This is a genomic window from Arthrobacter sp. MYb224 (assembly GCF_002975455.1).
Classification (GTDB): Bacteria; Actinomycetota; Actinomycetes; order Actinomycetales; family Micrococcaceae; genus Glutamicibacter.
Window position 1 is genome coordinate 1 of sequence record NZ_PCPU01000012.1, and the last position, 13,937, is coordinate 13,937.

A 13,937-nucleotide genomic window follows, 5' to 3' on the forward strand; every position below is an offset into this window, starting at 1 on the left:
TTATATATCCACCAAATTAAAAATAATTCGGTATCAATAAACTTGGCACACTATTGAGTTCTCAAACAACAAACACTCTCGACACCACAACCACCGCAATCGGCGGCTGCTTCGCTCCGGAGCAACTTTACAACTCTAGCATGTTTCGCGAACCGGTCAAAACCAGTCGAAACGCCTTGTGAAAAGCTCTTTGCCACCGGATGAATTCTACGTGTATTCCACGTTGTTTGCGTTCCGGCAACAGAGAAAAACTATACGGGGCTTCTACGTATCGCGCAAATCGGCGAACTATCCAATAAATCGTCTCTAAACACCGGCTGACTAGTGGTTTAGTGATAAGGGTACAACAAAACCGCCAGAAAAGTGTCGTGGTTCACAGACATTTCTGGCGGTTTCGTGTTTGTCGCTGATTGAAGCTGGCTACTTACCTAGGCCGAAAGCTCCACGACTGCCATGTTCTTCTTGCCGCGGCGCACGATGGCGTAGCGGCCATGCAGGAAGTTCTCTGCGGTTAGCACCGTATCGATACCGGCGACCTTCTCGTTATTCACGTAGGCGCCACCTTCGTTCACGGTACGACGAGCCGCAGACTGGCTTTCGCTCAAACCCGAAGCGTGCAGCACGTTCAGAATACCGAGCTCATCGGCTGTAACCTTCGCCGACGGCAACTCGGCGAGCACCGATTCCAGAGTTAGCAGATCGATCTCGCTCAGATCACCATTGCCGAAGACCGCCGCCGAAGCCGCGATGACCTTGTTAGTGGCCTCTTCACCGTGAACCAGCGAGGTGACAAGCCATGCGAGCTCGCGTTGGGCCTGGCGTTTGAACGGACGCTCGGCGACCTCGATCGCGAGGGCCTCGATCTGCTGTCGGGTCAGGAAGGTGAAGACCTTCAAACGGTTGATCACATCCGCGTCGGCGGTATTCAGCCAGAACTGGTAGAGGGTGTACGGGCTGCACATCTCCGCGTCCAGCCAGATCGCGTTTCCTTCGGACTTGCCGAACTTGGTGCCATCGGAATTGGTAATCAGCGGGGTGCCGTAGGCGTGAGCCGACTTGCCCTCAACCTTGCGGATCAGGTCGGTTCCGCTGGTGAGGTTTCCCCACTGATCCGAGCCACCGGTCTGCAGGATGCAACCGTACTGACGGTTCAGCTCAAGGAAGTCGTAGCCCTGCAGCACCTGGTAGGAGAACTCGGTGTAGCTGATGCCCTCCTCGGAGTTCAGCCGGGCGGAAACGATTTCCTTCTTGATCATCGTGCCAACACGGAAGTACTTGCCCACGTCGCGCAGGAAGTCCAAGGCGGAGAGCTGCTGGGTCCAGTCCAGGTTGTTGACCAAGCGGACCGCGTTCTCCCCTTCGGCAGAAAGGAAGCGGGACACCTGCCCCTGCAAGCGGGTAACCCACTCGGTGACGGTTTCTCTGGTGTTCAAGGTGCGCTCGGCGGTCTGCCGCGGGTCGCCGATCAGGCCGGTGGACCCGCCGACCAGGGCCAGCGGCTTGTGCCCGGCCAACTGCAGGCGGCGCATATTCAGCAACTGCACGAGGTTGCCCAAGTGAAGGGAAGGTGCGGTCGGATCGAACCCGCAATAGTAAGTGATGCTCTCTTCGGACAGCACGCGTTCTAGCTCGGCCTCATCGGTGGACACGTGCACCAGCCCGCGCCACTTTAGTTCCTGCCAGATATTCTCGAAGGAGGGATCATTACTCTGTCCCGCAATGACGGGAATTTGCTTTAAGTCAGACACAGTCTCCACATTAGCAAAATCCCGTCGGCCAGTCCTAGTTTGTTCCCGTTCTCACACCCGGGGATTCCGGGTTGTCTTGGGATGAACTACTACTGCTCGGTGAGCCCCGCGGGCAGCGGCGCGGTGTGAATCACGTGCAAGCGCTGGGTGGTGCGGGTCATCGCGACGTACAGATCGCCCACTCCCCCGTCGACGTCCGCGATCAGCTGCGCAGGTTCCACGATGATCACCCCGTCGAATTCCAATCCCTTGGATTCGCGTGCGGTAATCACCACGATGTCCTGGACCATTCCGCCGGATCCGGTGCCAACACGCTCGCCGTAGACCTTGGTGACCGCAGCGCGCGCGGCGGCCAGCAATTCCTGCGGGACGATGATCGCCTGCAGGCCCCCGGCCGCGTAGTCCAGCTCTTCGGGAAGCTGCGCGATGAGTTGCTCGATCAGCCGGCCCTGCGGCGCATAGGTGAGCACCGGCGGCCAGTCTCCTTCGCGCACCGCGCGCGGCGTGGTGATGCGCAGCCCCGCGGCTTGGGCCACGCGAACTGCCGCATCGGCGATCTGCGCCGGGGTGCGGTAGTTTACCGTAAGCTCTTCGAGGTTGTAGCGCTTGCCCAGGAAGGGTTCCAGTGCCTGCGCCCAGCTATTGGCGCCCGAGGCGGCGGAGGTCTGCGCGATATCCCCGACGATGGTGAAGGACTTCATCGGGCAGCGGCGAACCAGCAGGCGCCACTGCATCGGCGAAAGTTCCTGCGCCTCATCAACCACGATATGCCCGTAGGCCCAGGTGCGATCGGCCACCGCACGTTCCGCAGCACTCTGCGAGGCGGCGGTTTCCTGGTTGACCGCTGCGACCTGCTCCGCGGTGACCACCCCGTCGATCCCCGCGTTGGCGAGCATCGTGTCCATGTTATTCAGCGCCATTTTCGCGTTTTCCACGTCGCGCTCGTACTGCGAGTTATCGGGAGCGTCCTGCGGGTTGACGAACTCGCCGAGCAATTCGGCAGCCTCGTCGAGCAGCGGCACATCGGCCTCGGTGAAGGCCGAGCCTGCTGGGCGGAACAGCGCGTCGCGGTCGGACTGCGACAAGCGCGGGGCGGCCGCCTCCAGCAGGTGCGGCTTGGCGTAGAGCTCTTCGAGCAGGCCCTGCGGGCTCAGCGGCATCCAGCACAGGTTGATTGCCACGCGCACATCCCAGGATTCGCGGACTTCCTGGGGCAGGTAGGAGCGGTCAGCGGCGCTGGGCTGCCCCGCAGATTCCTCCAGTTTGCGCAGCAGCTGCTCGGCCAGGTCCCCGACGATCACCTTGGTGAAGGTTTCGCGGGCCTCGTTATAGGGCTTGTGGCTGTGCCGGGCGCGTTCGCGGGCGTTGCGCACCATGCCCCGGGTCAGCGTCAGCCGGGTGCCTTCGACCACCACCGTGCGGTCCTCGGCGAGCAGCCGCTGGCGGTTGCGCACCGCGGCGGCGATCACCTTGGCCATCGACAGCCGGCCCTTGACCTTCGCCACGGTCCGATTGGTTTCCGGTCCGGCCGCCACTCCGTGGTACAGCTCGCCCACCGAGGACATGACCACACCGGTTTCACCCAGCGACGGGAGCACGCGTTCGATATAGCGCATGAAGGAGTTGGACGGGCCGACGATCAGCACGCCGGCATTCTTCAGCCGTTCCCGGTATTCGTAGAGCAGGAAGGCCGCGCGGTGCAGCGCAACGGCGGTTTTGCCGGTGCCCGGTCCGCCCTGCACGACCACGGCGCCGGGTAGTTCCGCACGGATGATCGCATCCTGCTCTGCCTGGATGGTGCCGACGATATCGCCCATCCGGCCGGTGCGCTTTTCGCGCAGCGCGGCCATCAAGGCACCTTCACCGTGGTGGGTGTGGCCCTCGTCGAGCCAGGTTTCATCGAGCACGTCGTCTTCGATCCCCGCCACCGTACGGCCCTTGAGCATCAGGTGGCGGCGGCGCCGCACGCCGCGCGGGTTCAACGCGGTGGCCTGGTAGAACGGGGCGGCTTCGGAGGCGCGCCAGTCGATCATCAGCCGATTGAGCTCCTCGTCGGACAGCCCGATGCGGCCGATATAGCGCGGTTCGATGCCCTCGCCGTGGTCGGCCATGTCCAGCCGGCCGAAGACCAAGCGATCCTGCACCGCGTCCAACTGGGCGATGCGGTCCTCGTAGAGGCTGGCGAATGAATCGCGTTCGGATTGGTTCTGGAAGGTACCCACCGCACCGGTGGCGCGAGTGCGCGCAAGCTGCTCCACCTTTTCCGCGCGCAACTCATCGAGCCTGTCATACAGGCGTGCGACGTACTGGCTTTCAGCGAGCAGATCCCGCTCGATCGTACCGGTCAATCTTGGTTCCCCTCGCGCTAACTTACAGGACAGACAATCTTACGCGCGTAGCGACCCTACGGGTTAATCCCGCGAAGCCACCACGTCATCTTCGCGCCGCACCACGCCGTGGCGCGGCGCGGCGGTTAAACCGTTTGCAGCGACAGCACCCGGTGCCCGTCCAGGTTCTTGCGTCCGCCCAAGGCCTCAAGTTCCAAGATCACCCCGACGCCGGCGATGATGCCTCCGGCGCGTTCGATCAGCCGCACCGAGGAGCCCACGGTCCCGCCGGTAGCGAGCACATCGTCGAGCACCAGCACCCGGGTGCCGGGGGCGATCTCATCCTTGTGCAATTCCAGCGCGGCGCTGCCGTATTCCAGGGTGTAGTCATCGCGGTAGACCTCGCGCGGCAGCTTTCCGGCCTTGCGGATGGTCAGCATCCCGGTCCCCGAGGCGTAGGCCGCGGCCGCGGCGAGCACGAAGCCGCGCGCTTCCAGCCCGGCGACGATGTCGAAGGTCCCGGCGAAGGGCGCGATCAACTCGTCGACCAGGCGGCGCAAGCCCACAGGATCGGCAAACACCGGGGTGAGGTCCTTAAAGGAGATACCGGGCTGCGGGTAGTCGGGGACCACCGCGCACAGTCGATCCAGCAGTTCGCAAATGCTCTCGTTATTAGTCACGCGTAATATTTTAGTGCGTGCGTGACCCCGCTGGGTACCTGGACGATTGTGCCATCGGCGGAACGGAGGCACCCGGGCTCGCTGCTGCTGCGCCGCCAAGTCGCCCATTGCCTAGCGCGGCAGCGGTCCGGGCGCGGATTCGCGCGGAATCAGCGCCGCATCAGGGTATCGCTCGGCCAAGGCAGCAGTGTGGGGAATTCGGCCGAATCGGCGGCCTTGGTGGCGCGTACCACCCCGCTGACCGGGCGGCCGGCGAACCAGGCGGCCAGATCGTAGTCGGTTCCCTCCAAAACCCAGGACCGCTGGCCGTTGCCGAGCACCTGGCGCTGCCGTCCATGGGGTTGCACCACGACGCGGTCACCTGCCCGCACCCGGGCGGCCAGCGCGCGCAGCAGGTGATCGGAAAACTCTTGCGGCCAGCTGGCGGCCGGGCGCACGAATTCGTCCAGATCGGTGGCGTGTATCAGCATTTCGCGCCACACCGCATAGACCATGTCCGCGACTTGCGCCGCAGGCCGATAGCCCACCGGCTGCTCCCATTTGGCTGCGCAACCGGCCAGCACCACGCGCAGCTGCGCGAGGGATTCGGCCACCAGTTCGCGCAGCTTTTCCGGTCGCAGCAACGCGACCATATTGATCGCTTCGATCCGCCCGACCTGTCCCCCGTCGTACATCGGCGGCAAGTGCGCGGCCCCGGCGTTCTCGAATTGCCGCCGGGCAGCCTGCGCCAGCGAATGCAGGTGCGCGACTAGTTGCGCGGTGCTCCAACCGGGCAGCGAGCTGGGCTTGGCGTAGGCCTCGTCGGGCAACTTCGCCAGCTGCGTGGCCAGTTCGTCTAAGGCGGTGGTGACCTGCTCAAGGAGTTGTTCCGGCGGAAGTTCAGATGTCATGGCACACACTCTAGCGCGCGGGCGTATGCGCGCAGAAGTAGCCAGCTCGTTAATTGCCTACGGCGGCGCAATAGCTTCGCGGCATTTCGAAGCTATTGCGCCGCCATCGGTTGCGGAACGAAGGTTTGTGCTTAGCCCTTGACCCAGGCGCGGATCTCGTCGAGCTGGCGCTCGAATTCGGCTAGCTGCGCCGCGACGGCGCTCGGCGCGGTGCCGCCCTGCCCGTTGCGCGCGTTCAGCGAGCCCTCGGTGGAGAGCACCTCGCGCACCGCCGGGGTCAAGTGCTCGGAGATGCCCGCATATTCTTCGTCGGTCAGGTCCCACAGCTCCACGCCGCGCGACTCGGCCAGCTGCACGGCGCTGCCGGAGAGCTCGTGCGCATCGCGGAACGGCACGCCCTGGCGGACCAGCCATTCAGCGATGTCGGTGGCCAGCGCGAAGCCCTGTGGCGCAAGCTGCGCCATGCGCTCGGTGTTGAAGGTCAGTGTGCCCATCATGCCGGCCATCGCTGGCAGCAGCATCTCCAGGGTGTCCGCGGCGTCGAACACCGGCTCCTTGTCTTCCTGCAGGTCGCGGTTGTAGGCCAACGGCAGCGCCTTCAGCGTTGCCAGCAACCCGGTCAGGTCCCCGATCAGGCGACCGGCCTTGCCACGGGCCAGCTCGGCGATGTCCGGGTTCTTCTTCTGCGGCATGATCGAGGAGCCGGTGGAGAAGGCATCGTGCAGCTTCACGAAGCTGAACTCCTTGGTGGCCCAGAGGATCACTTCTTCGGACACGCGGGAGAGGTCCACGCCGATCATCGCGGTGATCCAGGAGAATTCGGCGAATACGTCACGTGCGGCGGTGCCGTCGATCGAGTTGAACACCGCGGAGTCGAAGCCCAGCTCGCTGGCGACGAAGTTCGGGTCCAGTCCCAAGGTCTGCCCGGCCAGCGCGCCGGAACCGTAAGGGGAAACCGCAGCGCGCTTATCCCAATCGGCGAAGCGCTGCACGTCGCGCAGCAGCGGCCACGCATAGGCCAGCAGCAGGTGCGAAAGCAGGATCGGCTGCGCGTGCTGCAGGTGGGTGCGCCCGGGCATCGGCGCGTACGGGTGCGCCTTGGCCTGTTCGACCATCGCGTCGATGGTGTCGATGACACCGGAGGCGATGATGCGCGCGTGGTCGCGCAGGAACATGCGGCCCAGGGTGGCGATCTGGTCGTTGCGCGAGCGGCCCGCGCGGAGCTTGCCGCCCAGCTGCGTGCCGGCGCGTTCGAGCAGTCCGCGTTCCAGCGAACCGTGCACGTCCTCATCGGATTCTGCCGCCACGTAGGCTTCGGACTTCACATCCGCTTCGAGCTGGTCAAGGGCGGAGATCATCTCCGTCAGTTCGGTCTCGGTCAGCAGCCCGGCGCGGTTGAGCACCTTGGCATGGGCGCGGGAACCGGCGATGTCGTAGCTGGCCAAGCGCCAGTCGAAGTGGGTTGACTTACTCAGGGCAGCCATTGCTTCTGCCGGTCCACCGGCGAAGCGTCCGCCCCAGAGCGATCCTTCATTTGTTGACGAGGCCATGACTCGTTCCTTTCAGCCAGATCCCGCCGGGAGACGGGTAAAGTTTATTAATTCGCTGAAACCACTCTAGCAAAGCTTTATGCATTGGCGCTCATAAATATTCAGCGAGTTTGCGATTGTCCCGTGCGCATCTTGCGGAGCTCCGGTCCTCATCCGTTCGCAGCACCGGCCACCCGCCGTCACATATTTGCGCCCGGCGTGGGTATCGATCGGCTACCTGTGAACTATGTACCGGTTTTTTGAGAGGAGTCGGTGAGTTGCGCGTTTTACACTTCCGCAGGTGCGGAGGCGAGCGTATGGTGAGAGACACACAATCGAATACGGATACTTCGTTGGAGGAAACCCCATGGAAATCCAGTTATACCGCGGTGATATCACCACGTTGAACGTTGATGCCATCGTGAACGCAGCCAATCCCTCATTGTTGGGCGGCGGCGGCGTTGACGGAGCTATTCATGCGGCAGCCGGCCCCGGCCTGCTCGCCGCCTGCCGCGAAGTGCGCACGGCCCGGTACCCCGATGGGATCCCTTCCGGTATTGCCGTAGCGACGAAGGCGGGGAACCTTTCGGCGAAGTGGGTTATTCACACCGCGGCGCCGAACCTGGCACTGATCAAGCCCAACCCGAAAATACTGGCCGATTGCTTCAGCAATTCGCTCTATCTAGCCGCGCGCCATGAGGCGCACTCGATCGCATTCCCGGCTTTGGGCGCGGGTGCGTTCGGCTGGCCGCCAGCGCAGGTCGCACAGATTGGCTTCGAAACGATCAGCGCCTGGATCGAGACGAATAAGCATATTTCGCCGATCCATCGAGTCGTGATGGTGTCACATACCGACGAGGTTCAAGAAGCCTTCGAGCAGGCATTTAACATGTCCTCCGTGGACCAGCTCGCAGCCTAAACGCTCCGATACCCCGGTGTCAGGCACCAAGAACTGCCCGTCATGGCATAGCGCCTGACGGGCAGTTCTTCTCTGGGCCGCGGTCAAGCAGCCGGGTGGGCACTATCGCCCGGGGCTTGCCGGTTGTGCCCCGTTTCCGGATGCTGGTTCATCACGGACGGAGGATCGGCTCCGGATGGAATTCCGGGGCCCTGCGCAGAACCATGTCCGGTGGCATCGAAGGTTTGGAAGTACTGGTTGCGTCTCGGCCTTCGATCCGGATCGAGGTGTTCGGGCAAGAGCACGTGCGGCAGCCCGTCGATGCTCACGATCTTGAGGTACCCCAAGTGCACCGCGACATGATGGGGCCGGGCATAAGGGGCAGCAATTGGACAGGCTGGTTTGGCCTCCGTGTTCCCAGTACCGGATGTGGTGGTAATCCAGCAGCGCCGGATCCATGGTGCAACCGGGCACGATGCAGCCGCCGTCGCGTGCCCGCGCCGCCCGTTTGATCGATTTGGGAAACAACCTCTGGGATCGTCCGACATCGAGCACCTGCCCCGCCGCATTGAAAACCATGGGGATGATCTCTGCGTCGCACAATAATTTGCGCAGCTCCTCCGGTTCCAGCTCGATCCCGTGGGCGGTGCGGGCGGTACCGCTGGCCAGCTCGCGCAGGTCGCGTAGCGCCAGGTACACGATCAGCTCCGGGGTCACGATTTTTCCCTCGCCGCCTTCACCGCCATGGGGTTGGTTTCGCAAGATGCCCAGCAGGGCATTCAGCCGGCGTCGCGGCACGCTGCACAGCGGATCCAGGTCCGCCTGCGCGGCCAGGTCAGCGGCGGAGGCCGGAAGAGGTTCGATTCCAGCCGGGACCGGCGGTGGGTTGCTGCGCCGCGTCCGGGAAGAAGGTGCTGGCATTGCGGAGTTTTCCTTGCCCTGCGGCGCTCCTTCAGCCTCGCTGCTAAGGTCGGGCGCCGCTTCCTCCGCGGCCGCGGGTTCCGGGATCTGCTCGGGGTCGGGATCGGCAGCCCACCGCGGAGGCGGGCTGCCGCTGCTCCACTGTTGATCCAGTTTTTCTCGCCAGGCCGGCAGCCGCTCCTCGGGCTTTGCGGCGGTTGGCTGCATGTCCGGGGCATCTGCCGGCCGTTTGGGTACCGCCGCGGTCAAGCGGGCCGCCGCCCCGGCGGCCGTACGCTTGTTGTCGGCCTGGGCGATCAGCGATTCGAAGAGCTCGGCGTCGAGCCCCTCCACTCGGATGAGGTACTCGTGCACTCCCTGCTTGACCGGGCGGGGGAAAACCCCGAGTTCCGGGCGGGGCTGCACGGCATGCGTCAGCTTGTATCGGGCCATCAGGGCAGAGATTTTCTTCCGGCTGGTGGCTCGATCGTGTTCCTTCAGCAGCCGGTTGGCGTGCGCCTCGAGGGTTTGGCCGTCCTCTGCCGTGGCGCTGGCGGTGGTGGGCAGCCCATCGAAGGTGGTGTCCTCGGGCTCCAGCTTGTCCAGCGCCCTGGCCTGGGCGAGCACCGCGCGCGGATCAAGCTGCTTGTGCTCGGCGAAGGTGCGGGCCAGTTGCGTAAACCGCGGGGCGCAGCCGGTGCCAGCGATGCTGCGCCGGGCATGGATCAGGTGCGCGTCGGCGATGCGGCGGCTGGCCTCCTGATAGTCCAGCCCGAGCCACTTGCCCAAAAAATCCGCGGCATCCCGGTAGCAGGTGCGCCCCGGAGCCAGCCGCGCGGCGGCGCTGAAATCGGTGGAGCCGGCACGCAGCGCGTCGAATTCCTCCAGTGCCAGGGCATGGCTGGCGGTAATTTCCACGGCGCTGGCCGCACGCGGCAGCTCGCGGTAGACCTCGCGGTTCAACCGCGAGCTGCTCGGCGAAGGCGGCCGCCACCCGCGGATCATCGACGGCGGCGGCTTGCTCGGCAAGGACCCCGAACAGCGTGCGGCACGCGTCTTGCGCGGCGATGAGCTGTTCGATACTCAGCGCCGGCGCGGTAACGAGCTGGCCGGCCAGCTCGCTTAGCGTCAGGGGCAGTTGTTCGGGGTCCATGCACCGATGATGCCCCGGGGCGGGCGCGGGTTAAACGGCGCCGCCACCGGGTGTGGATAACATCCGGTGGCGGGTCGATCGTGCGTGGAGATCGTGCGCGGGCGAGCCGGTTAGCGTGGTTCGGCCAGCTGCAGGAAACGCCCGGCGACCTCCGCTGCTCCATCGGCGGCCCGGGTGATGATCATGATGGTGTCGTCCCCGGCGATGCAGCCGAGGATGGAGGGCATCTGCGAGTGGTCGATGGCCAACGCGAGCAGGTTCGCGGCGCCCGGCGGGGTGCGCAATACGACGATGTTGCCCGAGGCTTCGGCGGTGACCAGCTGCTCCTGGCAGATCTTGGCCAGCCGCGCGTCGAGCACCTCCTGGGTGATGGCGGTCTTCGGGGAACGGTCCCCGCCCTCCTGGCGCACCGCGTAGATCAGCTGGCCGAGGTGGTCGCGGATGCGCACCGCCCCGATCTCCACCAGATCCCGGGACAGCGTGGCCTGGGTGACCTCCAGCCCGTCGTCCTTCAGCAGCCCGAGCAGCTCGGCCTGGCTTTTGACCGAATTGTTCCCCAGGAATGCGCGGATCCGCGCCTGGCGTGCGGTCTTGGTGCTTGGCTGGGCTCCCATTTAAAGCTCGACCCGCTCGTCCGCGGCCAGCTCGGAGGCGACCATCAGCCAGGTCATGATGGCCTTCTGCGCGTGGACCCGGTTTTCGGCCTCGTCGAAGACCACCGACTGCGGGCCGTCGATCACCTCGGCGGAAATCTCGTAGCCGCGGTAGGCCGGCAGGCAGTGCAGCACGATGGCATCGGGCTTCGCCAGCTTCATGGCTTCGGTGGTCACCGAGTAGTCGGTGAACAGCTTCTGGCGCGTCGCCTTCTCGGCTTCCTGCCCCATGGAGACCCAGGTGTCGGTGACCACCACGTCCGCGTCGGCCAGCGCGGCGGCCGCGTCGGTGGTGATCATGATCGACGCGCCGGTCTGCTCGGCGCGGATTTCCGCGGCGGCGATGATCTCGGCGGACGGCAGGTAGCCTTCCGGGCCGGCGATGCGCACGTGCATGCCGGCGGTGACCCCGGCCAGCAGGTAGGAGTTGGCCATATTGTTCGCCGCGTCGCCCAGGTAGACCATGCTCAGACCCTGGGTCTTGCCCTTGTGCTCGCGCACGGTGAGCAGGTCGGCGAGCAGCTGGCAGGGGTGGTAGTCATCGGAGAGCGCGTTGATCACCGGCACCGCGGAGTTCGCCGCCATTTCCTCCAAGCCGGACTGCGCGTAGGTGCGCCAGACGATGGTGGAGACCATGCGCTGAAGCACCTTGGCCGAGTCCGCGATGGATTCCTTGTGGCCCAGCTGCGATTCGCCGGAGTTGATGATCAGCGGGGAGCCGCCGAGCTCGGCGATGCCCGCGTGGAAGGAGACGCGGGTACGGGTGGAAGTCTTGTCGAAAAACACCGCGACGGTTTGCGGGCCGGCGTAGGGCCGGTAGCCGTATTTGTCGGCCTTCATCGCCGCGGCGAGGTCCAGGACCTTGGACTGCTCGGCGGGGCTCAGGTCGAGGTCGGTCAAGAAGTGGCGGGTAGCGCTCATGAATCGGTTCCTTTTGCTTCCGGTGGTGCCGGGAAAATGTGTGGGCTAGGCGGCGGTGGCCGCGGTCAGCAGCGCCGGCAGGGCGGCGAGGAAGGTGCCCAGCTGCTCGCGGGTGATGATCAGCGGCGGGGCCAGGCGGATGGTGGACTCGTCCGTGGCGTTCACGATGAACCCCGCATCCAGCGCGGCGCCAACCAGCTTCGGCGCCGAACCATCCATCAGCTCGAAGGCGGTGAGCAGGCCGCGGCCGCGGACCTCCCCCACCCCGTCGATGCCGGCCAGTTCGGCGCGCAGCCAGTTCCCGGTTTCGCGCACATGGCCCAGCAGCTTCTGATTTTCGATGGTGTGGATGACCGCGAGCCCGGCGGCGCAGGCCACCGGGTTGCCGCCGAAGGTGGTGCCGTGGTCCCCCGGGGTCAGCCAGGCGGTGTTCTGCTGCCCGAAGACGATCATCGCCCCGATCGGGAAGCCGCCGCCCAGGCCCTTGGCCAGGGTCATCACATCGGGGATCACGCCGGTGGAGGCGAAGAACTCGCCGGTGCGCCCCATGCCGGTCTGCACCTCGTCGAAGACCAGCAGGGCCCCGGCCGCGGTGGTGATCTCGCGGGCCGCGCGCAGGTACTCGGCGCCCAGCTCGCGCACCCCGGCCTCGCCCTGGATGGGCTCGATGAATACCGCGGCCACGGTTTCGTCCACCGCGGCGCGCAGCGCGGCCTCGTCTCCGGCCGGAATCCAGCTGACGTTGCCCGGCAGCGGAGCAAAGGGAGCGCGGTACTTCTCCTTGTAGGTCAGCGACAGGGCGCCGAGGGTGCGGCCGTGGAAGGCGTGCTCCAGGGCGATCACCTTGGTGCGCGGGACCGCCGCGGTGCCGGTGTTCCGGCGGGTGAGCTTCAGCGCCGCCTCGTTCGCCTCGGTGCCGGAGTTCGCGAAGAACACCTTCGAGCCTTCCGGGGCGGCCGAGATTTCGAGCAGCTTCTCGGCCAGCGCGATCTGCGTCGGGGAGCTGAAGAAGTTCGACACGTGGCCCAAGGTGGCCAGCTGGCTGGTGATCACGGAAGTCAGCAGCGGGTTCGCGTGGCCCAGGGTGTTCACCGCGATGCCGCCGAGCAGATCCAGGTACTGGTTGCCGTCGGCGTCCCAGACATGGCAGCCGGCCCCGCGCACGAGCACCCGCGACGGGGCGCCGAACACGCCGAGCAGCGACTTGGCGTAGCGGGCGGAGAGATCCGCGCCGTGCAGCGCGGAGAGTTCGTTGGCCTCGTTCAGCGCGCCGGTGGCGCGCAGTTCCTGACTCACTTGGATTCCTTAATCTGGGGTACCACCTGGGTGCCGATCCCGGCGGTGGTGAAAATTTCGAGCAGCATCGAGTGCGCCTCGCGGCCGTCGACGATATGCGCCTGGGGCACTCCGGCGTCCACCGCCTTCAGGCAGGCACCCATCTTCGGGATCATGCCCGATTCCAGGGTGGGCAGCATGCTGCGCAGCTCCTCGTTGGTGATCGAGCTGATCAGCGAGGACTTGTCCGGCCAGGCGGCGTAGAGCCCCTCCACGTCGGTGAGGATCACCAGCTTGGCCGCGCCCAGCGCGGTGGCCAGCGCCGCGGCGGCGGTGTCGGCGTTGACGTTGAGGATCGCGCCGGTGGGATCGGCGTGCTCGTCGAACTCCGGGGCGACGGTGGAGATGACCGGGATCATTCCGGCTTTGACCAGCGAATCCACCTGGTCGGTGCGCACCCGGGTGACCTCGCCGACCAGCCCGAGGTCAACCTCGACGCCGTCCACGGTGGTGCCGGTGCGCACCGCCTGCAAGGTGGCCCCGTCCTCCCCGGACATGCCCACCGAGTAGGGGCCGTGCGAGTTGATCAGGCCCACCAGGTCGCGCTGCACCTGGCCGGTGAGCACCATGCGCACCACGTCCATCGCCTCCGGGGTGGTCACCCGCAGCCCGCCGCGGAATTCGGATTTGATGCCCAAGGTGTCGAGCATCTTGTTGATCTGCGGGCCGCCGCCGTGCACCACCACCGGGTTGATCCCGGCGTGGCGCAGGAACACGATGTCCTCGGCGAAGGCGCGGCGCAGCTCGTCGTTGACCATCGCGTTGCCGCCGTATTTGATGACCATCGTGGTCCCGGCGAAGCGCTGGATCCAGGGCAGCGCCTCGATCAGGGCTTCGGCCTTGGTGCGAGCGGCGCCGAGGTTGGTATGTGCTGTGTGCGGCATGGTGGGTTTGCTCCTGCGA

11 protein-coding genes are annotated in these 13,937 nt (G+C 65.5%); 1 reads left to right on the plus strand and 10 read right to left on the minus strand.

What is annotated here, in order from left to right:
• Positions 1-428: 428 nt before the first annotated feature.
• The 5 genes from tyrS to argH form a co-directional block, all read right to left on the minus strand.
• Positions 429-1,748: a tyrosine--tRNA ligase gene (gene tyrS, locus CQ017_RS16580; protein WP_181150583.1), complete on the minus strand. Its 1,320-nt coding sequence runs from the start codon at positions 1,746-1,748 to the stop codon at positions 429-431.
• A gap of 89 nt (positions 1,749-1,837) precedes the next feature.
• Positions 1,838-4,096, minus strand: coding sequence for an AAA family ATPase (locus CQ017_RS16585; protein ID WP_105554641.1), 2,259 nt, complete (start codon positions 4,094-4,096; stop codon positions 1,838-1,840).
• Positions 4,097-4,221: 125 nt separating this feature from the next.
• Complete coding sequence (locus tag CQ017_RS16590) at positions 4,222-4,755, minus strand: adenine phosphoribosyltransferase (RefSeq protein ID WP_374955000.1); 534 nt, start codon at positions 4,753-4,755, stop codon at positions 4,222-4,224.
• 149 nt (positions 4,756-4,904) lie between these two features.
• Positions 4,905-5,645, minus strand: coding sequence for a maleylpyruvate isomerase family mycothiol-dependent enzyme (locus CQ017_RS16595; RefSeq protein WP_105554643.1), 741 nt, complete (start codon positions 5,643-5,645; stop codon positions 4,905-4,907).
• A gap of 131 nt (positions 5,646-5,776) precedes the next feature.
• Positions 5,777-7,195, minus strand: coding sequence for an argininosuccinate lyase (gene argH / locus CQ017_RS16600; RefSeq protein ID WP_105554644.1), 1,419 nt, complete (start codon positions 7,193-7,195; stop codon positions 5,777-5,779).
• A 346-nt stretch (positions 7,196-7,541) separates the two neighbouring features.
• On the opposite strand from argH, the gene CQ017_RS16605 reads away from it, so the two are divergent.
• Entirely contained in the window at positions 7,542-8,093 is a 552-nt protein-coding gene (locus tag CQ017_RS16605; protein WP_105554645.1) for a macro domain-containing protein, read from the plus strand.
• Positions 8,094-8,195: 102 nt separating this feature from the next.
• On the opposite strand, the gene CQ017_RS16610 is transcribed toward CQ017_RS16605, so the two are convergent.
• The 5 genes from CQ017_RS16610 to argB form a co-directional block, all read right to left on the minus strand.
• Positions 8,196-10,001: an HNH endonuclease signature motif containing protein gene (locus CQ017_RS16610; protein ID WP_146112523.1), complete on the minus strand. Its 1,806-nt coding sequence runs from the start codon at positions 9,999-10,001 to the stop codon at positions 8,196-8,198.
• A 234-nt stretch (positions 10,002-10,235) separates the two neighbouring features.
• Positions 10,236-10,739, minus strand: a complete 504-nt coding sequence (locus tag CQ017_RS16615) for an arginine repressor (RefSeq protein WP_105554647.1) — start codon at positions 10,737-10,739, stop codon at positions 10,236-10,238.
• Positions 10,740-11,699 (minus strand): ornithine carbamoyltransferase, encoded by a 960-nt coding sequence (gene argF, locus CQ017_RS16620; RefSeq protein WP_105554648.1) that lies wholly within the window; start codon positions 11,697-11,699, stop codon positions 10,740-10,742.
• 45 nt (positions 11,700-11,744) lie between these two features.
• A complete protein-coding gene (locus CQ017_RS16625) occupies positions 11,745-12,995 on the minus strand; it encodes an acetylornithine transaminase (RefSeq protein WP_374954798.1) in 1,251 nt (416 codons plus the stop codon).
• Positions 12,992-13,918: an acetylglutamate kinase gene (argB, locus tag CQ017_RS16630; RefSeq protein ID WP_105554649.1), complete on the minus strand. Its 927-nt coding sequence runs from the start codon at positions 13,916-13,918 to the stop codon at positions 12,992-12,994. Before argB ends, CQ017_RS16625 begins: the two co-directional genes overlap by 4 nt.
• Positions 13,919-13,937: the final 19 nt, after the last annotated feature.

Coding starts and splice junctions, on each gene's coding strand:
- CQ017_RS16595 (WP_105554643.1), bottom strand. CDS start 5,645: ATGACATCTGAACTTCCGCCGGAACAACTCCTTGAGCAGGTCACCACC.
- argH (WP_105554644.1), bottom strand. CDS start 7,195: ATGGCCTCGTCAACAAATGAAGGATCGCTCTGGGGCGGACGCTTCGCC.
- CQ017_RS16605 (WP_105554645.1), top strand. CDS start 7,542: ATGGAAATCCAGTTATACCGCGGTGATATCACCACGTTGAACGTTGAT.
- CQ017_RS16615 (WP_105554647.1), bottom strand. CDS start 10,739: ATGGGAGCCCAGCCAAGCACCAAGACCGCACGCCAGGCGCGGATCCGC.
- argF (WP_105554648.1), bottom strand. CDS start 11,699: ATGAGCGCTACCCGCCACTTCTTGACCGACCTCGACCTGAGCCCCGCC.
- argB (WP_105554649.1), bottom strand. CDS start 13,918: ATGCCGCACACAGCACATACCAACCTCGGCGCCGCTCGCACCAAGGCC.